The organism is Bacteroidota bacterium (assembly GCA_037133915.1).
In the GTDB taxonomy this organism is placed as follows: Bacteria; Bacteroidota; Bacteroidia; order Bacteroidales; family CAIWKO01; genus JBAXND01.
On the sequence record JBAXND010000002.1, the window covers coordinates 151,395 to 175,980 of the forward strand.

General features: G+C 43.6%; 17 protein-coding genes. 12 read left to right on the forward strand and 5 right to left on the reverse strand.

Annotated features, from left to right (window positions below; translation table 11 throughout):
* The first annotated feature begins 196 nt into the window (after positions 1-196).
* On the forward strand, positions 197-1,336 hold the full coding sequence (locus WCM76_01490) for an iron-containing alcohol dehydrogenase (protein ID MEI6764280.1): 1,140 nt from the start codon (positions 197-199) through the stop codon (positions 1,334-1,336).
* A 27-nt stretch (positions 1,337-1,363) separates the two neighbouring features.
* Here WCM76_01490 and WCM76_01495 read toward each other — a convergent pair whose 3' ends face one another.
* The 4 genes from WCM76_01495 to WCM76_01510 form a co-directional block, all read right to left on the reverse strand.
* Complete coding sequence (locus WCM76_01495; protein ID MEI6764281.1) at positions 1,364-2,554, reverse strand: MFS transporter; 1,191 nt, start codon at positions 2,552-2,554, stop codon at positions 1,364-1,366.
* A gap of 67 nt (positions 2,555-2,621) precedes the next feature.
* Positions 2,622-3,110 carry a peptide-methionine (R)-S-oxide reductase MsrB gene (msrB, locus tag WCM76_01500; GenBank protein ID MEI6764282.1) on the reverse strand — a complete coding sequence of 163 codons (489 nt, stop codon included), beginning with the start codon at positions 3,108-3,110 and terminating at the stop codon, positions 2,622-2,624.
* Between the two features lie 74 nt (positions 3,111-3,184).
* Complete coding sequence (locus WCM76_01505) at positions 3,185-3,661, reverse strand: (4Fe-4S)-binding protein (protein MEI6764283.1); 477 nt, start codon at positions 3,659-3,661, stop codon at positions 3,185-3,187.
* A gap of 14 nt (positions 3,662-3,675) precedes the next feature.
* Positions 3,676-4,518, reverse strand: a complete 843-nt coding sequence (locus WCM76_01510; GenBank protein ID MEI6764284.1) for an SDR family oxidoreductase — start codon at positions 4,516-4,518, stop codon at positions 3,676-3,678.
* A gap of 263 nt (positions 4,519-4,781) precedes the next feature.
* Here WCM76_01510 and WCM76_01515 point away from each other — a divergent pair, with 263 nt between their 5' ends.
* The 4 genes from WCM76_01515 to WCM76_01530 all read left to right on the forward strand — a co-directional run bounded on the left by WCM76_01515 (position 4,782) and on the right by WCM76_01530 (position 14,155).
* Positions 4,782-7,193 carry a gliding motility-associated C-terminal domain-containing protein gene (locus WCM76_01515; protein MEI6764285.1) on the forward strand — a complete coding sequence of 804 codons (2,412 nt, stop codon included), beginning with the start codon at positions 4,782-4,784 and terminating at the stop codon, positions 7,191-7,193.
* A 292-nt stretch (positions 7,194-7,485) separates the two neighbouring features.
* Entirely contained in the window at positions 7,486-7,971 is a 486-nt protein-coding gene (locus WCM76_01520) for a hypothetical protein (protein ID MEI6764286.1), read from the forward strand.
* A gap of 20 nt (positions 7,972-7,991) precedes the next feature.
* Positions 7,992-10,631, forward strand: coding sequence for a gliding motility-associated C-terminal domain-containing protein (locus tag WCM76_01525; protein ID MEI6764287.1), 2,640 nt, complete (start codon positions 7,992-7,994; stop codon positions 10,629-10,631).
* Positions 10,632-10,735: 104 nt separating this feature from the next.
* On the forward strand, positions 10,736-14,155 hold the full coding sequence (locus tag WCM76_01530; GenBank protein ID MEI6764288.1) for a lamin tail domain-containing protein: 3,420 nt from the start codon (positions 10,736-10,738) through the stop codon (positions 14,153-14,155).
* Positions 14,156-14,344: 189 nt separating this feature from the next.
* On the opposite strand, the gene WCM76_01535 is transcribed toward WCM76_01530, so the two are convergent.
* The gene (locus WCM76_01535; protein MEI6764289.1) at positions 14,345-16,651 is read right to left on the reverse strand and encodes a DUF3352 domain-containing protein; all 2,307 of its coding nucleotides are present in this window, start codon (positions 16,649-16,651) and stop codon (positions 14,345-14,347) included.
* A 167-nt stretch (positions 16,652-16,818) separates the two neighbouring features.
* On the opposite strand from WCM76_01535, the gene WCM76_01540 reads away from it, so the two are divergent.
* The 7 genes from WCM76_01540 (at position 16,819) to WCM76_01570 (ending at position 24,582) form a co-directional block, all read left to right on the forward strand.
* Entirely contained in the window at positions 16,819-17,673 is an 855-nt protein-coding gene (locus WCM76_01540; GenBank protein ID MEI6764290.1) for a TIGR01777 family oxidoreductase, read from the forward strand.
* A gap of 30 nt (positions 17,674-17,703) precedes the next feature.
* Positions 17,704-19,566 carry an asparagine synthase (glutamine-hydrolyzing) gene (asnB, locus tag WCM76_01545; protein MEI6764291.1) on the forward strand — a complete coding sequence of 621 codons (1,863 nt, stop codon included), beginning with the start codon at positions 17,704-17,706 and terminating at the stop codon, positions 19,564-19,566.
* A 95-nt stretch (positions 19,567-19,661) separates the two neighbouring features.
* A complete protein-coding gene (locus tag WCM76_01550) occupies positions 19,662-20,141 on the forward strand; it encodes a glutathione peroxidase (protein ID MEI6764292.1) in 480 nt (159 codons plus the stop codon).
* A 141-nt stretch (positions 20,142-20,282) separates the two neighbouring features.
* Positions 20,283-21,884: a S41 family peptidase gene (locus WCM76_01555; GenBank protein MEI6764293.1), complete on the forward strand. Its 1,602-nt coding sequence runs from the start codon at positions 20,283-20,285 to the stop codon at positions 21,882-21,884.
* A gap of 57 nt (positions 21,885-21,941) precedes the next feature.
* Positions 21,942-23,036, forward strand: coding sequence for an AI-2E family transporter (locus tag WCM76_01560; GenBank protein MEI6764294.1), 1,095 nt, complete (start codon positions 21,942-21,944; stop codon positions 23,034-23,036).
* Between the two features lie 14 nt (positions 23,037-23,050).
* Positions 23,051-24,073 carry a radical SAM/SPASM domain-containing protein gene (locus tag WCM76_01565; protein MEI6764295.1) on the forward strand — a complete coding sequence of 341 codons (1,023 nt, stop codon included), beginning with the start codon at positions 23,051-23,053 and terminating at the stop codon, positions 24,071-24,073.
* 56 nt (positions 24,074-24,129) lie between these two features.
* On the forward strand, positions 24,130-24,582 hold the full coding sequence (locus WCM76_01570) for a CoA-binding protein (GenBank protein ID MEI6764296.1): 453 nt from the start codon (positions 24,130-24,132) through the stop codon (positions 24,580-24,582).
* Positions 24,583-24,586: the final 4 nt, after the last annotated feature.

Genomic DNA, 24,586 nt, shown 5'->3' on the forward strand with positions numbered 1-24,586 from the left:
TGCAGAGCGTAACACTTTTTTGTAAAAAAGTGTTACGCTGTTTTCTGAATTTCACCCAACATTTTAATTGTCTGATTTCTATTTTTTATGTAGGTTTGTAATAACGGCAATTCCGGAAGCTGTTTCATGCACCATCACAAATATTTTGCCTGCATTAATACTGCAATAACTAAAAAACTAATAATAGTTCAAACGTATGGAAAACTTCGTAGCAATGAACCCTACAGCCCTGCACTTTGGAAAAGGTGTTATCAGCGATTTGGGCGCGACAACAAAAATTTATGGTCAAAAAGTGCTGCTTGTTTATGGCAAAGGATCGGTGGTGAAGAACGGTATTTATGCTACTGTGGTAGATCAGCTGAAAGGCGCCGGAGCAACAGTATTTGAATATAGCGGCATTAAGTCAAATCCGATAATTGATGATGTAGACGCCGCGGCCAAATTGGGTCGCGATAATAATGTTGATGTGATAGTAGCTGTTGGCGGTGGCAGCGTTATTGATTCGGCCAAGTTTATTTCACTGGCAATTCCTATACAGAATAAAGCCTGGGATATTCTTGAATACAAAGTAAAACCGCGTGTGGCCGTTCCGCTGATAGCCGTACTTACGCTTGCAGCTACCGGCACTGAAATGAATGGTTTTGCGGTGGTTCAGAACAATGAAACTAAGCAGAAGCCCGGCTATTACAGCCCCTTCATCTATCCGCGGCATTCATTCCTGGATCCGGCTTACACAATTTCCGTTCCTGCTGATTATACTGCATTCGGTATTGTTGACCTTATTGCACATTGTCTTGAAGGATATTTCGGGAAAGGAGAAGCGCCGCTTTCCGATCTTTTTGCAGTTGCTATTATGAGCGAAGCCATGGTATGCGGTCCGCGTCTGATGAAAGCCCTTGATAATTACGACTTGAGGGCACGTATAATGTATGCCGCCACCAATGCATTGAACGGGCTCATTATGTATGGAAAACCCGGAGGCGACTGGGGTACGCATGGTTTGGGACATACACTTTCAGTGTTGTACGATGTACCCCATGGTGCATCGCTCTCAATTGCGTTCCCGGCCTGGATGAAATTATATTCGGAATCCGATTCTGAAAAAGTTGCCGTGCTCGGTCTGTCACTGTTCGGCACGCAAACCGCCGAAGAAGCCATTGCCGGTTTCGAACGTTTTTTTCGCTCACTGAACAGCCCGGTGCGTCTTTCCGATATCAATATAGGAAAAGATAAGCGTCAGGAATTCATCAATAACCTTTCGGTGAATAAAGTGACGGGCGGCAATCTAAAGCTTACCGAAGTTGAATATGGCCGTTTGTTTGACCTGATGCTCTAAAGAACAGCGGAGAAAAATTGTTTTTTCTTATGCCGGTTCTTTAGTTCCTGAAGCAATTTTATGGCGCTCGTAGTGAGGGACCATATGATATATTGTTATTATCAGCCCGACAAATATTACTACGAATGAAACCAGAAAAGCGTTACTGATAGAAATGGCATCGGCTAAAATGCCCATGATAATCATACCTAATCCAATGCCCAGGTCAACGGCAGTGAAAAATGTTGAGTTCGCGGCACCGCGCCTTTCGGGCGGCACCATATTATTGACCAGGGCTTGAAAGGTAGGAAAGATAATTCCGACACCCATTCCCATAAACAGACCGGCTGTCAGAAAGCCCCAGTGATTCTGCTCAAGCGCAAGTACAAGAAATCCTGCCATAAGAGATAACAATCCCGCAATGCTCAGGGTTTTTGGTCCCGTGCGGTCGAATATTCTTCCGGCAAAAAAGCGACTGATACCAAGTCCTAAAGCATAAATAATAAAAAATGTGCCCGGATTTTGAATCCCAATTTGCTTTCCGTAAATAGCAACAAAAGACAACAAGCCTCCATAGGTGAGCATTATTACAAAAATGCTCAGTGATGCAGGAAATGAACGGCGCTCAAAAAGATTTTTCATGCTTACGCCTGATTTTACTGCCGGAGGAACATATTTCGGATATTTTACGAAAAGCGACAGGATAAACCCGCTGATTGCAAGTGCCCCACCACCGATGAACATGGCTGAATAACTGAAACTATGCGTAATCAGCAATCCCAATGCCGGCCCTACGGCCATGCCCACAGTCGTTGACAGTCCAAAGATACCAATGCCTTCGCCACGCCGTTCGGGCGGAATGATATCAACTACTACGGTTGAACTTGCCGTACTTATCGTCCCCCAGGTAAGTCCGTGCATGAAGCGAAGCACAACGAGAAAAAGCACTCCGGCTGTCAGCGCATAAATATTGAACAGTAACGCAAAAACCAGAAAAGAACCAAGGTAAATAGTTTTACGACCCCAGCGATCGAGCGCCATCCCGATAAACGGACGGATAAGCAATGCGGCTATGGAGTAGGAGGCCAGAACAAAACCAATCGTGCTTCTGCCCTCGTGCAGAATAGTCTCTATATAAATTGGGAGTGTTGGAATGATAAAATAAAAAGCAACTGACATGAACAGATTCGCTATAGCAAGAAGCACAAATTCTTTTTTCCAGAGGGTGTCTTTTTTCACAGTGATATTTGTAGCAAGTAATATTAATCCAATGCGCAGAATACCGGATTTTATCCGGGTGTGAGCATTATTTTTTTTCAATAAAATTAAGCGAGGCCGAGTTAACGCAATAGCGCATACCTGTGGGCTTGGGTCCGTCGTCAAACAGGTGACCCAGATGACTTCCGCAGTGGGCGCATATTATCTCTGAACGTACCATTCCAAAAGATGTGTCGGTGCGGGTAAGAATATTCCCTTTCTCTATTCCATCCGAGAAGCTGGGCCAGCCGCAGCCCGCATCAAATTTATCGCTTGAGCTGAAAAGCTCTGAACCACAGGCGGCGCAGGTATACACTCCTTTGTCGTTTGTGAGATAATATTTTCCTGTAAAGGGTCGTTCGGTTGATTTTTCGCGCAGAACGGAATATTGCTCAGGGCTGAGCAGCGCGCGCCATTCAGCCTCGGTCTTTTGAATCGGATATTTATTTTCAGCATTCATATTCACACGATTTTGTGCAGCCGGTCTGCATGATATCAGGCTCGCGGCGAAAATAATTAAAAGAGATAAGCGGTTCATGGTATTCCGGATTTAGTGGAATAGTAATGGGTAAATTATCCCGGAGATAAGTGTTATGATTTTATTGCGGAATTTTATTTTTCGAAATCAGTACCTGAATGTGAACCGTCGCAATAAGGTTTTTTCTTTGAATGACCACAGCGGCAAAGCGAGAACATATCAGTTTTAACCTCTTGCCTTCCGTCGGGATGAATAATAATAGCATTCCCGGTTACCAGTATGGGACCTTTTGGCATCACTTTCAATCTAACATCTATGGGTGGATTCTCATTCTCAGAATCGGTCTCTTTGTTTTCAGTCTCCACATTACCTGCTTGTTCCTGAATGTCTGCATTTCTGAAAAAGGTAAGTGCACCGGTGGGGCAGCGCTTTACCTGAGCAATTATTTTATCTGTAGGAGCTCCTTTTGGGTTCACCCACGGCAGATTTGAAGGGTCGAACACATCGGGCAGTTCCATAAAGCAATAGGCCACATGCGTACAAAGATCAGGTTTCCAAACAATGGTTATCTCACCATTGGTGTACTTTTTTACGATTTTTTCTCGGGTCATATTTTTTTATTTTATTACAGAACGGTAAGCCCGCTCAGCTTTTCGCTCAGGGTCCATAATTCTTCCGCAACCTCCATTTTGTTTGATTCTGATGAAGACGCGGTAATTTTTTTCTTAGCAAAATATTTCCCCGAAACAGTAGCAACTTCATTTGATGTTGCCAGAAAAATAGTGGTTTCAGCACCTTTTTCGGGAGGTATTGCCGAGAATGGAATAATGAAACGGTTAAAACCGTTCATGTTTTTGAAAATGGAAGTCCTGACAAGTCCCGGATGCAAACAATTTGCAGTAACTCCTGTTCCGACAAGTCGCTTATCAAGACTTTTGGTGAATAAAATGTTCATCAGTTTTGACTGACTATAACCTTTGAACCAGGTAAAATCATATTCGAGATGGATGTTCTTAAAGTTGATGTGCGCCCGTTTATGTGCCGACGATGCAACCGTAATAATTCTGGAAGGGGCGCTTTGTTTCAACCGTTCCAGCAAAAGATTTGTAAGTAAAAATGGTCCAAGGTGATTGGTGGCCAAATTAAGTTCATAGCCATCGGTGCTCGTTTTACGGGCCATTTCCCACGTTCCGGCATTGTTTATTAATACATGAAGTTCGTTGAACCGACTCAGAAAATCTGTTGCAAATTGACGAACAGAAGACAAATCAGACAAGTCGCATGACATCATGTGTACTTTTTTATTTCCGGTAGTATGAATAATCTGATCGGCTGCAGCTCTTCCTCTGGATGCATCGCGGCTCGTTATAACCACAGTCCCGCCCAAAGCCGCCAGCTTTTCTGCGGTTACCCGGCCAATGCCCGAGGTAGCGCCTGTTATCAGGAATGTTTGTTTTTCAGGAGTCAAAGGAAGAATGTGTTAAAATTCGAAGACTGCAAAATTACTCCAATTAATTACTGCAATATACATCAAACTGTGATTATTTAGAGTGATAATAGTCAAGAAATGATTCGAAGAATCATAATATATGTGAAAAGCAGGCAACCAACAATGTCGATTTCCCGTCTTTATTCGCATACACATACTTATATTTTTATGGAATTAAGTCTATAGCAAAACTTTTTAATATTTTTGTATATAAAATTATTGTTAATTGACCACTTAATTATATGAAAAAGTTTCTACTTTTAACATGCATATTTTTTACCATTACAGGCTTCAGAGCCAATGCATCCCATATTGCGGGCTGTGATCTTTCTTACACCTGTATAGGCGGTAACGATTATCTTATCACACTTACTTTTTACCGTGATTGCAGTGGGGTTACTGAACCGACCAACGTTGTAATTGATTTTACCTCTTCCTGCAGCAGCTTTTCGGCTACGCTCAATAAACTTCCGCCAATTGCAGGCGTTGAAGTTACTCCGGTGTGCCCCGGGCAGGTTACAACATGCGGTGGCGGCACCCTGTACGGGCTGCAAAAATTTGTGTATCAGGGTCAGGTTACACTGGTTCCCTGCTCCGACTGGACCATGTCTTATGTTCTTTGTTGCCGCAACCCGTCGAATACGATAAATGCACCGTCGAGTGCCAGTATGTACATCCCTGCAACCCTTAATAATCTTGCAGCACCGTGTAACAGTTCACCGACATTTTCCAATGCGCCTGCAACCATTATCTGCAACGGTCAGCAATTTTGTTTTAATCATGGAGCCATTGACCCTGATGGCGATTCACTGGTTTATTCACTTGTTACACCATATGACCTTGGTCCCGGCGGTTCCCCGCCCAATGTTGTTTATATTAACGGATATACAGCGCAACAACCGCTTCCGTCAACGCCGCCTGTCACTATGAATCCGGTTACAGGTGACCTTTGCATGACACCTACACAAAATATCACAACAGTGTTTGCGGTACTTGTTCAGGAATGGCGGACCATAAATGGTGTACCAACGCTGATCGGAACGGTGCTGCGGGATATGCAGCTTACCGTTGTTACATGTAACAACACCCTGCCTATTATTGCGGGAATCAACCCGAACGCCACACAGTACAGCCCTAATGATTCAATCTTTGCCATTGATGTTTGCCTTGGCGATACCGTTGCTTTTAATGTTTTTTCGCATGATGCAGATGTTCCCGCACAGAATCTGACAATTAACTGGAATAGCGGAATACCCGACGCAACCTGGAGTGTTACCGCAAATAATACTCCGAATGCCACCGGACACTTTTTCTGGATACCCAATTCATCATACCTCAGTAATGTGCCAAACTGTTTCACCGTATCGGTACAGGATGATAATTGTCCGTATGTTGGAACCCAGACTTTTTCTTATTGCATCACCATCAAAGGAATTGCGGTAGACCTCTACCCCGGTGGAGACACCTTGTTATGTATGGGAGAAAGCTACACACTTTACGCCCATGGCGATACAAACGTTGTAAATTACAGCTGGGAAGTTGACGGAAGTCCGGCAATACCCGTTAATGACACTACGTTTTTCGTGAATTCCGCGACACTCGGTGCGGGTAATCATACCATCAAGGTAACGGTCGACGACGGAAGCATGACCAGCTGTCCGGGCATGGATTATATCAATGTAAAAGTGGTGCCGATGCCTAACGTGAATCTCGGTCCCGATACGGTTATCTGTCAAGGACAAACGTACACACTGGATGGAGGTCCCGGGGCACAGTATTTCTGGCTTCCCGGAAACCAGACAACACAAACACTGGCTGTAACAACCACGGGAACCTACGTGGTAGAAGTGGATGGTGGTCAGAATACGCGCTGTAAGGACTATGATACCATTTTTGTAAAAGTGCTGCAGGTTCCGGTTGTTGATTTGGGCCCCGACCTTTGTGTGGAAGATACCGTAACGCTGAATGCCGGAAATCCCGGTTTTGAGTATAGCTGGAGTACGGGAGCGTCATCACAAACTATATTAGTGGACCATTCAGGAACCTATACTGTTACTGTTGCAGAAGAACTTGGTCATAATTGCGATGTTACCGATAATGTTTATGTTCGGGTTGTTCCTGTTCCGGAATTAACAATTGGTCCCGACTCAACTGTATGCCAGCATCAATCCATTGAAATCAAAGCGAGGGATAAAGACCCCAATTTTATCCTTACCGATTATGATTATACCTATGCCTGGATGCTCGATGGTTCACCTTATGGGCAGGCCGACCCGTTTATTGTGCTGTCATGGCTTTCGGCCGGACCGCACACAATAATCGGCTATGCTGCAGGCTGTGATATCTATGCCGATACAATGATACTTACGGTGCAGCTCTGTGAACTCACCATTCCCAATATTATTACTCCGAATGGCGATGGACAAAACGACCGTTTCAGAATTCCGAATTTGGAATATTATCCCAATAGTGAGCTGTTTATTTATAATCGTTGGGGGCGTAAGGTTTATGAGAGTTCAAACTATCAGAACGACTGGGATGGAACCGATCATTCCGATGGTGTATACTTCTTCTTACTCCGCGTTAATTACGGCAATGCCGGTAATGGCGAGCAATGGAAAGAATTTCATGGAACCCTGACCATTTTAAGATAACATCTTCCTGAATGAATGAGCCGGAATTATGTAATTGTAGTTCCGGCTTTTTTATTGCCTGAAATGAATTATTTTAAGGTTAACAGAAAATTAACCGGAATGATTTGAGTCGGAATTTATTCTGTATTTATTTAATAAACAGTCGTGTATGCATAATAAAAAAACATATATTATTGACTATATATTACAAGGTTTTTTTAATGAGCAACCTATAAGTATATTTCATTGTCTACATTAAGCATTTTTTCAATAAATTTGTTCAATTATCCCTGAACGCAAAAACATACATTTCATGAGAAAAATTTCCTTTAGTTTCAGTTTTTTGATTGTTCTAAGCCTTCTCGTTATTTCGGTGCCGGGTGCCATTGCGCAGCAGAAACAGGATCTTTATAAACCTGATGCGAGGCTCTATCAATGTCTGGATAAAGCATTTCTTGATAAACTTCAATCCGAAAAGTCGGAATTGATTATTTACTACAATTATTATCTGGAAAATTGTTATTACACGACCCCTTTAAATGGCGACAAACCTGTTGAGGGCATTGATATACATACTGTAACGGTTAAGGATGCACCTAATGGCGCCGTGATTCGTTTCAAGGAAAAAACGTTTAATAAAAGCACGTTTAACCCAATGAAATATAATTTCAATTTTGGGATGGGCGTTTTTACAACATACACCTGGAAAGAAGCCGGGATTGCTATTGTGTGCCGTTCAACGGAGGCTATCAGCACCGGTTACAAGGCATATCTCAGTTCATTGGAAATAACGAAATAAAGAACGATATACAGATTCAGATGAAAAAACTCATACTGTTAGCTCTCTTTGCATTATCGACGGCAATTGCTTTTGCTCAACCCACCAGTACACTGATCAGTCAGGGTGGTGTAGTGAATACCTGTGCTGGTGATTTTTTTGATAGTGGTGGTGGCGGAGGAAATTATGGCGCGAATGAGAATTTCACAATAACTTTTCATTCGACCAACCCCGGAAACACTCATATAAAAATGAGTTTTAATTTATTTGATATTGAACCGGGAGATACCCTGATTGTGTATGATGGATCGAATATCACCTCTGCTATTCTGGGCAAATATAATAACAACCTTACTCCGCCTAACTTTGTGAAGGCGTCGATTTATAATCTTACCGGAGACCTTACCTTCCGCTTTGTTTCCAATGGCGCCATTCAAACGTCCGGGTGGTTTGCATCACTTGTATGCATTCCGCAATGCCAGGATATAATTGCTGCGCTGGATACCGTAGAAACCGTTCCAACACCCAACGACAGTAATTACATCGATATCTGTTTTGGTGACTGGATTACGTTTGCGGGGATGGGTGCGGGTCCGGGTGCGTTTCCGCAAGATGGTATTTTATATGATCAGGACAGTGCAACATCAATGTATATCTGGGACTTTGGCGACGGCACTATAGATACCGGACGAGTGATCAGCCATCTTTACAGCGTGGTGCGCGGCTATGATGTTTCCTTAACTGTTATAGATGTTCGCGGATGTACCAGTGCCAATTATCTTGGTGCGAGAGTCAGGGTTTCAGCGAATCCGTATGGACATATTAATCCGATTCCCGATCTTTGTTCGTCACTGGATACAACATACATTACACTGGGCTACAATGCCTCATCAGTGGTGGTAATCGAGCCGATTACTTCACAGCAATCGGCCAGTCAGTTATTTGACAGTACTATGTTCATTCCCGACGGTCCAAACTGTTCCGTTCAGTGCTACAACACCTATGTTACTTTTACTGCCTTTGCACAGAACAGCACTATACAAGCTTCATCAGACATTATGTCCATCTGTGTTAATATGGAACACAGTTATGCCGGCGACCTTGGCTTTACAATTATTTGTCCGAACGGGCAAAGTGTTCAGCTTGACCCGAACGATCATGGTGGCGGCGCATTCCTTGGTGAACCTTATGGTGGCGTCAACCACGGCACGTATGATAACACAACATACCCTTGCAACGCAGCTTATAACCCCGCCGGAATTGGCTGGACCTATTGCTGGTCGGAAATTTATCCCACACATGGCACGCTTGTTTCTCTTCAATCAGGTACAAGTCCCATTGATTCTACAAATACAGTTGCTAACAACAATTATCTGGCGCCCAGCAATCCTTTCAGCGGCCTGATTGGCTGTCCGCTCAACGGTACCTGGAATATTCAGATTTGTGACGACTTTGGCGTAGACAACGGATATATTTTCTGGTGGGAACTGAATCTTGACCCATCACTGTTGCCGGTGGGCTGGAGCTATAGCGTTCCTATTGATACTGTAGTATGGTCAGGTTCTTTCATACACCTTATCAACGATACCACATTGATGATTATTCCCGATTCGGGCGGAACTTATCAGTACACGGTTACGCTGTATGATATTTTTGGCTGTTCGTATGATACCACTCTGAGCTTACAGGTAGTGCAGACTCCTCAAGTAGATCTTGGGCACGATACTACACTTTGCGGTAATAATATGGTTTATACCCTTGATGCCGGTCCCGGCGATCATTATGCCTGGGCAAACGGATTGGCAACGCAAACGATTCCCGTCACTACCACCGGCTATTATTCGGTAACGGTTGAAAATTATAATATGGCCAATACCTTGACGTGTACAGGGGCGGATACGGTTTATATAGGAGTGCTCGCTCTACCATCAGTTGACCTCGGTCCCGACCAATGCACTACTACGCTGCCGGTACTGTTGAATGCTCAGAATCCGGGTTTCCAATACCACTGGGCGGTAAACGGACTGCCTGCGAGCGCAACGAATCAAACTTACACGGTTAATCAAAGCGGTAATTATTCGGTAACTGTTGCAGAGCAATTCGGTTTTGGATGCGAGGTAACGGATGATGTAAACATTACCTATTTCCCGATACCCGACATCTCACTCGGACCTGATTCAACCATATGCAGACATCATTCTATCGAAATAAAAGTGACAGATCCGAATAACTATCTGAGTGGGTATGATTACGCCTACGCTTGGACACTTGACGGGCAGCCGTATGCTTCAACCGATCCGTTTATTGTGCTTACCTGGCTTGATCCGAATAAGGTGTACCCGGTAGTTTGTCAGGTTACCGGTTGTATAACGGTGGCAGATACTATGATGCTCACGGTAGAACCCTGTGATCTTACCATCCCGAATATTATTACACCAAATGGTGACTTACAGAACGAATATCTTAAAATTCCCAATGTGGAATTTTATCCGAACAGTACCATGGTAATTTACAACCGTTGGGGTAAAAAAGTATTTGAATCGTCTAATTATCATAACGAATGGAATGGCGAGAATAATGCTGACGGAGTATATTACTGGGTATTCACTATCAATTATGGCAATCACGGAAACGGAATCGAAACCAAGGATATGCATGGTACGGTAACTGTGTTGCGATAATAATCTCAAAATATTATTGAACCATTCTGCCCTTGCAGGATGGTTTTTTTGTGCCCCTAATCGTATTTTTTCCTATTTTCGCACATTATAGAAAACCAATAAAAATGAAAAAGTTATTCTTGTTAGTCGCGTTACTACCATTATTTGCTAATGCTCAGATAATTGATAATTTCTCTGATGGCAATTTTACTGCTAATCCTGCCTGGAACGGCGACGTTACTCAGTTTCAGATGTCAACTTATTCAAATAGTTCATGGAGTCAGCAACCCAGGTTGCAGCTTAACGGAAGTGTAGCGGATATTTCATACCTGTACGTTAATAACCCTGACACGTTGAATTACAACTATGAGTGGGATTTTTGGGTGCGTCTTGCGTTTAATACGTCAACCACGAATAATTGCAGAGTTTACCTAATCTCAAACAACACCTTTTTGGAAGGCTCACTGAACGGATATTTTATCATGTTCGGCGATGATAATGACGGCGCTATTGACAGTGTTTCTCTGTGTAAACAAACAGGTACAACAGTTCAAAAAATAATTCACGGACACAACATCTTCACCGGGGCTTCCGGCAATTACCGTATCAAAGTAACGCGTACAGCGGCCGGTTTTTGGTCGTTATTCACTGATCCAATTGGCGGACAGAATCTGGTTGCAGACGGTACGGCTACCGACAACACATTTGATACGACGGCCGCAATCGGAGTCTATTGTAAATATACTGCAAGTAATAAAACGGCCTTCTATTTTGATGATTTCTATGCCGGTGCAGAAATTGTGGATGTAACTCCTCCTTCCATATTAACAGTAACTCCTACCTCAGCGACTGAACTTGATGTTCGCTTTTCGGAAATTGTAGATGGTGCGAGTGCCCAAACACTTACCAACTATAGTGTAAATACAATCGGAAATCCCACAACAGCAGTGAAAAGCCTTATTGACGGCACCCTTGTTCACCTTACGTTCAGCACGCCTTTTGTTCCCGCAACAACATACACACTTACAACCCAGAATGTGACTGACCTTTCGGCCAATCCGATGGTAACATCAAATTCAAATTTTGCATGGTACAGTGCTCAAACATTTGATGTTGTTATCAATGAGATTATGGCAGATCCTGATCCTCCTGTCGGTCTTCCGAATTTTGAATACATTGAGCTGAAAAATAATACAAATATTCCCCTCTCGCTTAAAAACTGGACACTCAGCGTTGGCTCGTCAACACTATTATTTCCGGAAGCTACCATTGCTGCCGACAGCTTCCTGCTCGTGATGTCTGATACTGCTGCAACACAGTTCGGAGGTTTTGGAACCATCGTCAGTTTCCCGAGTTTCTCAATTACCAATTCGGGCGCAGTAATAACACTTCGTAAAGACAACGGGCAGCTTATACATACCATTACGTTCGCCGACTCTTGGTATCAGGACAATACTAAAAGCGCCGGCGGATGGTCCATTGAACAGATAGACCCGTTAAACCCATGCAGCGGTGCTTCTAACTGGAGGGCTTCCGTCAGCACAACAGGCGGCACACCCGGTCATACAAATTCAATAAATGCAAGCAATCCGGATGTTACAGCTCCCATCATGAGCAATGCGGGTGCACTCACCACTCTCAGCGTTAAAGTTACGTTCAGTGAAGCCGTTGACAGCACTACGATTGCAAATCCGGCAAGTTATTCGATTGATAACGGCATTGGCTCACCAACAGCAGTTGTTGTATCGTCGCCCGATTTTAAATCGGCCACTATTTATCTTACCAATGCATTGCAGCAAAATGTGCTTTACACGATTACGCTGAATGATACCATCATGGACTGCTCCGGTAATATTACCGTGAATCCGTCGAAAGTTTTCGCGCTATATTCAGCCAAAGAATTTGATGTTCAGATAAACGAAATAATGTTCGACCCGGATCCTCCCGTTGGTCTTCCGAATACTGAATATGTTGAACTTTATAACCGTTCCGCTTTTCCTGTAAATCTGATTGGCTGGACATTGAAAACAGGAACAACAGCAAGAGCTATTTCAGATGCAACCATTGATGCAGGCGGCTATCTTATCTTGGGTCCTTCGGGCAGCACAACCGCATTTGCACCTTATGGTACGGTTGCTGAGGTTTCAGGACTTAGCCTGACCAACAGCGGCGAGTTACTTACATTGCTTGATACAGGCAATCAGGTAATTTCTTTCGTTGATTATTCAAGTACATGGGTTCCGGCGAATAAAGTGAACGGTGGCTGGTCGCTTGAGCAAATTGATGCGAACAACCCATGTGGCGGATTTTCGAACTGGAATGCTTCTGTTGATCCAGCAGGCGGCACGCCGGGCAAAGTGAATTCCATTGCTGCCAGCAACCGTGATAATGAGCGTCCGAGGCTGCTCAGAGCAAGTGTCACCCGTTTTGAACGCAATGTAGTGTATCTGTATTTTAGCGAATCACTGGACAGCACATCGCTGAAAAACCTGAGTCGCTATGAGGTTGATAACGGCATCGGCACACCTGTATCTATCAAACAATATGGTCCGGGTAATGAAGTGGTAGCAATTAAACTTCCGTCATTACTCCAATATGATATTATTTACACTGTTACAGTGAAAGACAGCGTGACCGATTGCGTAGGAAATATTATCTCAGCAAATAGTTCGGTAAAAGTTGCTGTTCCCTATCTTCCTGATTCAGGAAACATCGTGATTAATGAAGTAATGTATTATCCTGTTACCGGCGGTGAAGATTATGTGGAACTATACAATCGCGGTGATAAAGTATATGACCTTGCCGATTTGAATCTTTCCGGCTACGATCTGGCGTTGTCTGCACTTGAAGATGTAAAAGCAATAGATCAGGACGGTTTTCTGCTTTTCCCGGGTGATTATATTGCCCTGACAGCCGACCCCGATGTGGTTAAGTCATATTATACAACATCAAACCCCGACCAGTTTGTTGCTATGGCAATGCCTACATACAATAGCGATTCGGGAACCGTAGTTCTTTCAACAAAAACAGGAACCATTATTGATTACTTCCATTACAACTCATCAATGCAATTTCCGTTACTGAACGATTTGCATAATGTTTCTCTTGAGCGTATCAGCTTTGACCGTGCGGCTTCAGATAAAACCAACTGGCATTCGGCTGCAAAAAGTGTAGGCTTCGGAACGCCGGCATATAAAAACTCTCAGTACCAGGAAGCGCTGAACGATGACGGCGCCATCACCCTTTCACCCGATATCTTTTCTCCTGATGGCGACGGTTACAATGATGTACTGAATATTGCGTATAAATTTGGTGAGCCCGGCTATGTTGCCAATATCACGATTTATGATGAAAAAGGACGCCTTGTCCGCAAGCTCATACATAACGAACTGCTGGCCGCCGAAGGTGTGTTTTCGTGGGACGGGATTACCGAAGATAACCTCAAAGGCACGATTGGCATTTATATCGTTTACTTTGAAGTGTTCGATCTAAAAGGCGATGTAAAGCATTATAAGAAAGCGGCTGTTCTGGCAACCAAAATGTAGAATACAGTCGTTAGTAAATAGTATTTAGTAGTAAGTGCTAAAATGTACTAAAATGAAATAAAAAACCGCCTCTGAATTCCGGAGGCGGTTTTTTTTGGCTGCTTAGGTTTAATATGTAATTACAACAATTAAACTATTAATATTCTCTTTCCGCCAACGGCGGACAGGCACTCTTCTATTATTCATTTTTCATTGTTCACTATTTTTCTTCTGCCCTTTTTTCCATTTCTCTTTATCAATGAGTTCGCCGGTTTCGGTATAATGTTTCCATTTGCCTGATTTCACACCTTTACGGTATTGCCCTGATATCTTGAGTATGCCGCTGTCGTAATAAAATTCGGCACTGCCGTCGGGCATGCCGTCGCTGAATTCTATCATGGCCTTGCGCTGTCCGTTCTCATAAAACTCACGGTAGGTGCCTGTAATGAGGTCTTCTTCAAAAGTTACCTCTGCACGCGTAATCTGTTTGTCGGCGTCAAAATAGAAAAGTCCGATGCCGGTCGCTTTTCCTTCTTCATAATTTACGGCACTCATAATTTTGCCGCTTTCAAAATAGCTTCGCCACAGTCCGGTGAGATTGCCGTCTGCCACACGTCCTTCAGCTTTCACCGTGGTGCTGTCGGCGTAATAAACTTTTGCAGGACCATTTACCAATAGCTGTGATTCGCGCAATTCGGGCTTAAATCGTCCTGAATCAATTTCGGTGAGATACAATTCTTCTGCAGCCGATTCAATGCTTTCAAGTTCGGCATCGTACAGAGCATCCTGATTGAATTCGGCCGAGAGCTGTGTTCTGAACATTTTATCCTGCGATACCATCTGAAAGCCTATCCGCGTAAAGCCCAGAATAATTTCTTTATTGTCTTTAATACCTTTACGTTTTTCGTTCTTGCTGTAGTAATACAGGTGCGAATAAATCTTGGGCATCTGGATATAGGCAAACACGCTCGAACGGGCTTCAAAGCCATCTTTCATGGCCATGAATTCCTTGTTGTGAGAGAGCGTTTTCCCTGCCGAATAATCATCAATAAAATCCATCAGCGAGGACGGTGAATTGCTGAAAACAACATAGTCGTCGATGTACGTAAAATAGGGTTTATCGAATTTTTTAAAGAGACTTCCGAAAAAGAGTTTGAGAAATCCGCCGTACTGCAGGTAGCGGATGGTGAAATTTTTATAGTCTTTGTCGTCGAATTTGAAAGCGCCCCACGATTTCTTTTTCACCTGTTTCATGATGTGGTCGAGGCCTGCTTTGGCGGCGTCCATATCACTGGCATGGACAATGGCGATTGCATCATTTTCGCCTGCATTGGCTGTTGGCTGCATTTTTACAAACGAAATTTCATTGCCAATCCAGCTGAAGAAATCCTCGTCGAGATTCACTTTCAGAAATTTCTCCACCTTTTTTATGCTTTTATCATAATCCTGAAAATGCGCCGTATCATCCGTTGCGAAGGTTTCTTTTAATTTACTGAAGAACTCTCCGCTTTGTTCAAAATTCATCGCAACATACAGTGCTGCTCGGTCGCTTACAATATCGTAGGCACCGAGTTTCCCGGGTTTAATCTGACTCAGTGCCCGAAAGTAGGAGGGAAGGCTGTCGTTAACATTCAGAAAGCCGCTCAGTGTCAGGCGTTCGTTCTCGAGAGTCATATTTAATGCGGCAATGCGCAGATTGTCGTTCAGCGATTTTACAATGTCGCCCGGTTCTGAGAGGAAGCAGCGCAGGTAATTTCCAATCTGGCTGAAATTCAGATAAAAATTGAATAATTTATCTTTTTTTAAATCGACGGTAGCCCTTTTTACATAGGGATCATCGAGCCAGTATGGTTTATCTTTCTGCGCGATTGATTTATCAATAATTTGTTCGGAATAGCTGCACACCAGCACATTTTCAATAAACGAGATATAGAGCACTTCTCCGGTGATGGTGCTGGTAAGCGTAATTATTTCGTATCCCAGATAATCCTTTTTGCCCATCGCGAAATCATAGTAGCCCATAATTTCCTTTATATAGTTTTTGATGAAGGCAATTTTAGAACCTTTGGTAAGGTCAACGGCAAACAAAAAGTCATAGTCTGTCGCTGAAATCATGTGTGCCGAAATAACCAGCTGACGGTCGGTAAAGAGCATGTCCATGGTCTCGTTACCTTTAATCAGCGAGTCGAGGCTGAGGGCGCTCTGATTGATGTCGTCAAACTTCGGGTTGCCCATCAGATGTTTCCACATAGCGCTCTCGCTGAGTGTTGACCAGCCTTTGGTGAGGTTTGATGTTTCAATTACAAAAATGGCATCGTTGGGAATTACGCTCAGCGCGTTGCGTTTGCCGCTTTCGCTGAACCAAATCCACGCGACAAAGCTGCCAATGGCAATTATGGTGATAAAAAACAGCCATAAAAATATTTTGAGACCTCTCCGGCGCTTCTTTTTTGGAGACGGCTGTTGTGCCTGCATTTGAGGTGACTGCTGCGGCTGAAATTGTGCTGGCTGATTCATTACGATTTATTTTTGAACATACAAATATAATCTTCAATCAGATGTGCTGGAAAAAATAATTACTTTGTTAAGCGGAACGTTTATTGAAAAAGCTGCCTTTTCCGTATGACTGTTTGCATCGATATTTTTCTACCTTTGGAATATTGAAAAAACAAGAAAATTAGTTTATGAAAATACTGATATGCGGCGGTAACGGCTTCATCGGCTCAAAACTCACGGAAGAATTCAGATTGCGCAACTGGAACGTTGAAAACCTATCGCGTGCCGACCTGCTGCTGAATCATGAAGCGCTCGCCATCCGTATTTCGGGCTGCGATGTGCTTATAAATCTGGCCGGTGCACCTATCATCAAACGATGGACAAAACACCACAGGCAGGAAATGTGGGACAGCCGTATTCTCACAACCCGCCGGTTGGCTGCCGCGGTAAACAAAAGCACCGTGCCGCCCCAATTATTCATTTCAACTTCGGCGGTGGGCATATATGCCGACGAGGTTTTACAGACTGAAAATAATGCCGTGTTCGCGAAAAATTTTCTTGCCGAACTCTGCATGGCCTGGGAAAAAGAAGCCCTGGCGGCCACATCGGCCGGGCGCATTGCCATTTTCAGGATTTCTGTTGTGCTTGGTAATAATGGCGGTGCCTTGAAAAAAATGATGACGCCCTTCCGCTTTGGATTCGGAGGCCGCATCAGCAGCGGTAAACAGGGCTTTTCGTGGTGTCACATCCATGATGTTGTGGCGGCATTTACCTTCCTTATTGAGAATAATGAAAAGGGTATTTTTAATCTGGCAGCCCCCGAACCAACCGACAATCGAGGATTTACAAAGGCTCTGGCACATGCCATGCACCGCCCGGCGCTTGTTCCTCTGCCCGCATGGGTGCTGAGATTGCTTTATGGCGGTGGCTCGATTGCGCTTACCGAAGGTCAGAAAGTACTGCCCGAACACCTTATAGAATGCGGCTTTAAGTTCAAATATCGAAAGCTGGAAGAGGCGCTTCGGGATATCATTCATGAATAATATTAAATTTGCAGAAGCAAATCAACAATCATGTGTGGAATAACAGGCTTTTATTCACCTTCCGGGAAATTCAATGAAGACGGTCTTCATCGTATGACCGATGTTATTGCGCATCGCGGACCCGATGCCGCAGGCTATTTCATGGAAGGGCCCGTGGGGCTCGGACATCGCAGGCTGAGTATTATTGACCTTTCTGCGTCAGCCAATCAGCCGATGCTTTCGCATGATGAGCGTTATGCCATGGTGTTCAACGGCGAGATTTATAATTATATGGAGATTGTTCCCGATCTCCGCGCGTCAAGGCCTTCATTGCAATTAAAAACCACTTCAGATACTGAAGTTATACTTGAAGCATTTATTGAATGGGGACCGCAGTTCGTTCATAAAATGAACGGCATGTTTGCCATTGCCATCTACGACAGGAAAGAAAAAAATCTGCACGTTTTTCGCGACAGGATGGGCATCAAGCCGATTTATTATTTTCTCGACGGAAATAATTTTGCTTTCGCATCGGAGCTGAAAGCCTTGGTGCAACTGCCTTACGTGAAGCAATCGTTGAACATCAACAAAAGAGCCATTAATGAATTCCTGCATCTGGGCTACATTCCGGGACCTGACAGTATTTACAGCAGCATCTCCAAATTTCCTTCAGGCAGTTATGGTGTGATGAGTGGTGAGGGCTTGAAAATCGAGAATTTCTGGAATCCTGATGATAAGATAAAAAAGGAGATAATCACGGACGAAGTTCAGGCCAAGGAAATGCTCCATAACCTTATTGTTTCTTCGGCAAAATACCGTCTTATCAGTGATGTTCCTTACGGAACATTTTTAAGCGGAGGCATTGATTCGAGTGTTGTTACGGCAGCCGCACAAAGCGTTTCATCAGCACCGCTCAATACCTTTTCAATAGGCTTCGGCGAATCAAAATACGATGAATCGGGTTATGCCCGAAAAGTTGCGGAGCATCTGGGTACAAAACATCACGAATTTACGGTGTCTGAAAAAGATGCGATGGAGCTTATTCCTGAATTGTATTCGGTGTATGATGAGCCGTATGCCGACTCATCGGCGGTTCCAACCATGCTTGTATCTAAGCTTGCCCGGCAGCATGTAACCATGACACTTTCGGGCGATGGCGGCGATGAACTTTTTTCGGGTTATGGCGCCTATCGCTGGGCCGAACGCCTCAGCAGTCCGCTGTATAAAACATTCCGTAAGCCTCTGGCAGCGGTAATGTCGTTGCGTGACGACCGTTACCGCCGTGCTGCAAAAGTCCTTCAGTATCCTTCTTTTGAAACACTGAAAAGCCATGTTTTTTCTCAGGAACAAAATATGTTCACCCGTTCCGAAATACAAAATATTCTGGAACCCGGATTTGTCTGTCCGTTTACGCTGCATGAGAATTTCAGTGGATTGAACCGCACCCTTTCAGCACCTGAAGCTCAGGCGCTTTTTGACATTCACCATTATCTTAAAGATGACCTTCTGGTAAAAGTGGATCGCGCCACCATGAAATATTCGCTTGAAACACGCGTTCCATTGCTTGATTACAGAATTGTTGAATTTGCGCTCAACCTTTCGCATGATTTGAAATACCTCAACGGCACCATGAAATACCTGCTCAAACAGGTATTGTACGATTTTCTGCCTGCAGCATTGTTTGCCCGTCCCAAATGGGGTTTCTCTATACCGTTGTCGCGCTGGCTTGGTGGCGAGCTGAAATATTTACAGGATGAATTTCTTTCAGACGACATCATTAAAAAACATGGTGTTATTAACGTTTCTGCCGTTCATGAGCTGAAACGCCTGTATAACGAAAAAGGTCACGAACACCTGTATAACAGGCTCTGGCTGCTCATTGTGCTGCATCAATTCCTCGAAAACAAAGACTGATTATGTCATTCTAAGCGCTTCATGCCCAAAATCAGTATGATTGTTACCATAAAATGCTGTTTTGTGGACTACCTTTGTATTCAATATGTAAGTCTATGAAAACATTTCACGATTTCAGCGCAACCACCATCGACGGGAAAGAATTCGCCATGGCGCAGCTCAAAGGCAAAAAAATTCTGGTAGTGAATGTGGCATCTAAATGCGGATTTACGCCACAATACGCACAACTCGAAGAACTTTATAAAAAATACGGCGGCGATAAATTTGTTATCATCGGTTTTCCTGCCAATAATTTTCTGTGGCAGGAGCCCGGCAGCGACGAGCAAATAGCACAGTTCTGCTCCCTCAAATACGGCGTCACCTTCCCGATGTTTTCAAAAATTTCGGTCAAAGGGAAAAATATACATCCCATTTATGAATGGCTCACCCAAAAAGAGCTGAACGGCGTGGCTGATGCCAAAGTGAAATGGAACTTTCAGAAGTTCATGATTGACGAAAACGGGCAGTGGGCAGATGTTGCATTATCTGCTGAAAGCCCGCTCAGTGAACGCATCCTCAGCTGGATTCAAAAATAGATTTTAGATTATTGACGAAGACCGATAAGCAAATTATTTTTTTGTTTGTCTTTTTTCTTATGTCTTAAGTCTGTCATCTAATTAAGTCTGCTTTCTAATTTCCAACTTCTGCGTACATTTGTCATCTCTATCTGAAACTATATGAAAAACAGAGCTTATATCTATCTGCCTATCTGGTTTGCTTTGGCTGTGGTTACAGGCATTTTTATCGGGGCAAAATTAATTCCCGCCATTGGCGGTGATAGCGGCATTTTTTCAGCAGCACCATCGCGCTACGACAAGATTAATGATGTAATCAATTACATCGAGAATGATTACGTTGACAATGTTGATAAAGACAGCCTCACCGATAAGGCCATTTCGGGCATGCTGCAGGGGCTTGATCCGCATTCGGTCTATATCCCGAAATCGGAGTTCGATGATGTGAACGACCCGTTACAAGGCAACTTCGACGGCATTGGCGTGCAGTTTAGGTTAATAAGAGACAGTATTACCGTTATAAACACCGTTCCCGGCGGACCATCGGAAAAAGAGGGTGTGATGGGCGGCGACCGTATTGTGAAAATTGATAACAAGACCGTTTGCGGCATAAAAATTAAAGACGAGGATGTTATGAAAAAGCTCAAGGGTAAACGGGGCACCGAAGTAACAATCGGAGTTTACCGCAAAGGCAATAATGACCTGTTGAGTTTTAAAATTGTTCGTGGTGTGATACCCACAAATTCTGTGGATATTGCCTATATGGCAGCTCCCGGAACCGGATATATCAAGCTCAGTAAATTCTCTGCAACTACCTATGAAGAAGTAATGAACGCACTGATGAAACTCGAAAGCATGGGTATGCAATCGCTGATTTTAGATTTGCGGGGCAATGGTGGCGGCTACTTTGATGCATCCATAAAAATTGCCGATGAATTTTTAGAACAGGGGAATCTTATTGTTTATACAGAAGGTTTTCATCGCAAAAAGAAAGAATATTTTGCAACCAAAGAAGGGCTCTTTGAAAAAAACAAGATGGTGGTTCTTATCGACGAATGGTCCGCATCGGCAAGTGAAATTGTTGCAGGCGCCATTCAGGATAACGACCGCGGATTGATTATCGGACGGCGTTCTTTCGGGAAAGGGCTGGTGCAGGAACAAACCCCGCTGGCAGATGGTTCGGCTATTAGGCTTACCGTGGCCCGCTATCATACTCCCTCAAAACGATGCATACAGAAACCTTACAACAAAGGCATTGAAGAATATTACAATGATTTTTACAAGCGCGTGCTCGACGATGATGCCATGGACAGCCTGAATTTTGTGGATACCGTGAAGTACAAAACTAAAAATGGCCGTATCGTTTACGGTGGTGGTGGCATTATGCCCGATATTTATGTTTCTATGAAATCTGAGGACTACAGCGACTATTATAAGAAAATAATGAGCAAAGGGCTCATAGCACAGTTTGGATGGGAATATGCCGATAAGAACCGTCGCATGTTGCGTGCTTACGGAAGTGCAAAGAACTTTATCACGCTATTCTCCATCAATCAAACGATTATGGACGAGTTTACTGTTTTTGCGGAAAAGGCCGGCATAAAGAATGATACGCCGGGGCAGCAGCAATCGGATAAGCTGATACGCGCACAACTCAAAGGTGCCATCGGACGGAATATTTTTGATGATGCGGCATTCTATCCGGTGATACTGCCTGTCGATAAAATATTTCAAAAAGCACTGGAAGCGCTTGGCAAAAGATAGAATGCATTTCTCGTTGTGTTTTTCTATATTTGTGGATATTAATACCGCCATACTGTGATGACAAAAAAGAAAAGCTGGATTATTATTGCCGTGCTGGTACTGTTGTTCGGGTTCCTTGCATGGTATTTTTCAAACATCATCATTTATATTGCCGTTTCCACGGTGCTTTCCATAATCGGACGTCCGCTTGTAGCCTTGTTTGATAAAATAAAAATAGGCCGTTTCCGCTTTCCGCACAGCCTCAGTGCGCTGCTTACACTGCTCATTATTTTTGCATTTATTGCAGGCATTCTCACACTGCTTTTGCCAATGCTGCTGAATCAGGCCAGTATTATTTCCAATATCGATTCCGAAACATTCCTGAACAGCTTCAGAGAACCACTTGAAAAACTGCAACAGCTGCTTCTTAAATATCAGGTTATTACACCCGATCAGGATGTTGAAACAATTGTTTCTGACAAACTTTTTTCCTTCGTACACAACCTCAGCATCCCCGATATAATAAATACAATCATTGGCCTGGTCGGTAATATTTTTGTTGCCTTTTTTGCAATTGCATTCATTACCTTCTTTTTCCTGAAACAAAATAATATGCTTTTAAGCGGTATTATGCTGGTGACAAAAGTTGAAATGCAATCGGAAGTGAAGCATGTTTACATTAAAAGCATTCGTTTGCTGTCGCGGTATTTTATCGGCATGCTTTTAGACCTCGCCATCGTGATGTCTTTGATAGCCCTGGGTATGTGGGGAATCGGGCTTAAAAATGCGCTGATGATCGGCATACTTGCCGGGATGATGAATATTATTCCGTACGTGGGTCCGATGATTGGCGCCGGAATTGCCATTATGCTTGCCGTTACCGGGAATATTGATGCTGATTTGAACACGGTGCTTGCCCCGATGATTCTGAAAATTTGCGGAATACTTGTAGTAATCAACCTCACCGATGCCATGCTGATTCAACCGACTATTTATTCAAAGAGTGTGAAAACGCACCCACTGGAAATTTTTCTGGTAATCATGATAGCCGGCAGTGCCGCGGGAATCACAGGAATGATACTTGCCATACCTGCCTATACGTTTATCCGCATCATTCTTAAAGAGTTTTTCAGTTCTTCACGATTCGTAAAAAAACTGACAGCAAAAATCTGATTTATTCATAATTCATGCCTGTCACAGCCTTTCGCGACGCTCGTAACCTCATAAAAATCCTCACCCTGAAACGGGTGTGGAATTATATTGTGCTGCGCCTGAGCTATGGGTTTTCCGTAATGTTCGGAACACCTGTACATGCCGGAAAACCTTCGTTCATTAGTATTGAACCGGCCAATGTGTGCAACCTGCGTTGCTCCGAGTGCATCACGGGAACCGGCGGATTTACCAGACCGCAGGGGATGATGAGTCCGCATGTTTTTGAGAGCGCTCTGGCTGCAATTCCTCAAGAAACATTTTATCTGAACCTTTATTTTCAGGGTGAACCGTATATGAATCCTTCTTTTTTCAATTTTGTGCTTGGCGCGAAAAAACGAAAAATGTACATCGCGGTTTCCACCAACGGGCATTTCCTGAATGACGAAAACATTCGTTCAACGGTACATTCCGGAATTGACAGGCTCATAGTTTCATTAGACGGTGCCGATGCTGATACATATACGGATTATCGCCGTGGCGGCGATTTTAATAAAGTTGTTGAGGGTATTAAACGATTGACGGCCTGCCGGAATAGTGAAAAATCACTAACGCCTTTTATTGTATTGCAGTTTCTTGTCAGCGAAAAAAATCAGCATCAGCTTGCCTTGATACAACAGCTTGCAAAAGAACTGGGTGCCGACAAACTTGAACTGAAAACAATGCAGGTGCTGAACACCGAAGCTCCTGTTGTGACCGTGCCATCTGACGAGCGCTACAGCCGTTACAGAAAAAATCCGGAGGGCGTTCTGATTGCAAAAAACAATCTTCCAAACCGTTGCTTCAGAATGTGGAGCGCCCCCGTTATCTGCCAAAACGGCGATGTAGCTCCCTGCTGCTATGATAAAGATGCGGCGCATACCATGGGAAATATTATAGAAAGCAATCTGTTTGATATCTGGAAAAATCCGTCATACCGGGCATTCCGCAAACGCATTTTCAGTAATAGAAAATCAGTGGAAATGTGTCGCAATTGTACCGAAGGGAGCAGGTATAATTGATAAATAATTGTTTATTTTTACGGAAACAATAACAAGAAGCATTAAACCATTTCATCATGATTACAAAAGCAAACATCGACCGTTTTTTTGAAAGTAAAACCCTCGCTATTGCAGGTGTTTCCAGAAATCCTAAAAAATTCCCGAATGCCGTATTTCTTGAACTTCAGAAAAAAGGATTTACGGTTTATCCCATCAACCCGAATACCGATGAGATTGCGGGCGTGAAATGCTACCGCGACGTGGCATCACTTCCGGCAGGAGTAGAAAGCCTTGCTATCATTACCAAAAAGGACAAAACAGAATCGCTTGTGGATGCGGCAATTGCCCGTGGAATGAAGAATGTCTGGATACAGCAAATGTCTGAAACACCCGCTGCTGTTGATAAAGCTACCAAAGCAGGCATTAACCTGATTTATAAAAAATGCCTTTTTATGTTTTCGGAGCCTGTCGGCGGCATGCATAAATTCCACCGGAGCATCAAAAAACTGTTCGGCTCGCTTCCACAATAGCTAA

Bases quoted from the DNA above. Each gene is read 5' to 3' on its own strand.
- WCM76_01490 (MEI6764280.1), top strand. From the start codon at position 197: ATGGAAAACTTCGTAGCAATGAACCCTACAGCCCTGCACTTTGGAAAA.
- msrB (MEI6764282.1), bottom strand. From the start codon at position 3,110: ATGAACCGCTTATCTCTTTTAATTATTTTCGCCGCGAGCCTGATATCA.
- WCM76_01505 (MEI6764283.1), bottom strand. From the start codon at position 3,661: ATGACCCGAGAAAAAATCGTAAAAAAGTACACCAATGGTGAGATAACC.
- WCM76_01515 (MEI6764285.1), top strand. From the start codon at position 4,782: ATGAAAAAGTTTCTACTTTTAACATGCATATTTTTTACCATTACAGGC.
- WCM76_01520 (MEI6764286.1), top strand. From the start codon at position 7,486: ATGAGAAAAATTTCCTTTAGTTTCAGTTTTTTGATTGTTCTAAGCCTT.
- WCM76_01525 (MEI6764287.1), top strand. From the start codon at position 7,992: ATGAAAAAACTCATACTGTTAGCTCTCTTTGCATTATCGACGGCAATT.
- WCM76_01530 (MEI6764288.1), top strand. From the start codon at position 10,736: ATGAAAAAGTTATTCTTGTTAGTCGCGTTACTACCATTATTTGCTAAT.
- WCM76_01535 (MEI6764289.1), bottom strand. From the start codon at position 16,651: ATGAATCAGCCAGCACAATTTCAGCCGCAGCAGTCACCTCAAATGCAG.
- WCM76_01540 (MEI6764290.1), top strand. From the start codon at position 16,819: ATGAAAATACTGATATGCGGCGGTAACGGCTTCATCGGCTCAAAACTC.
- asnB (MEI6764291.1), top strand. From the start codon at position 17,704: ATGTGTGGAATAACAGGCTTTTATTCACCTTCCGGGAAATTCAATGAA.
- WCM76_01550 (MEI6764292.1), top strand. From the start codon at position 19,662: ATGAAAACATTTCACGATTTCAGCGCAACCACCATCGACGGGAAAGAA.
- WCM76_01555 (MEI6764293.1), top strand. From the start codon at position 20,283: ATGAAAAACAGAGCTTATATCTATCTGCCTATCTGGTTTGCTTTGGCT.
- WCM76_01560 (MEI6764294.1), top strand. From the start codon at position 21,942: ATGACAAAAAAGAAAAGCTGGATTATTATTGCCGTGCTGGTACTGTTG.
- WCM76_01565 (MEI6764295.1), top strand. From the start codon at position 23,051: ATGCCTGTCACAGCCTTTCGCGACGCTCGTAACCTCATAAAAATCCTC.
- WCM76_01570 (MEI6764296.1), top strand. From the start codon at position 24,130: ATGATTACAAAAGCAAACATCGACCGTTTTTTTGAAAGTAAAACCCTC.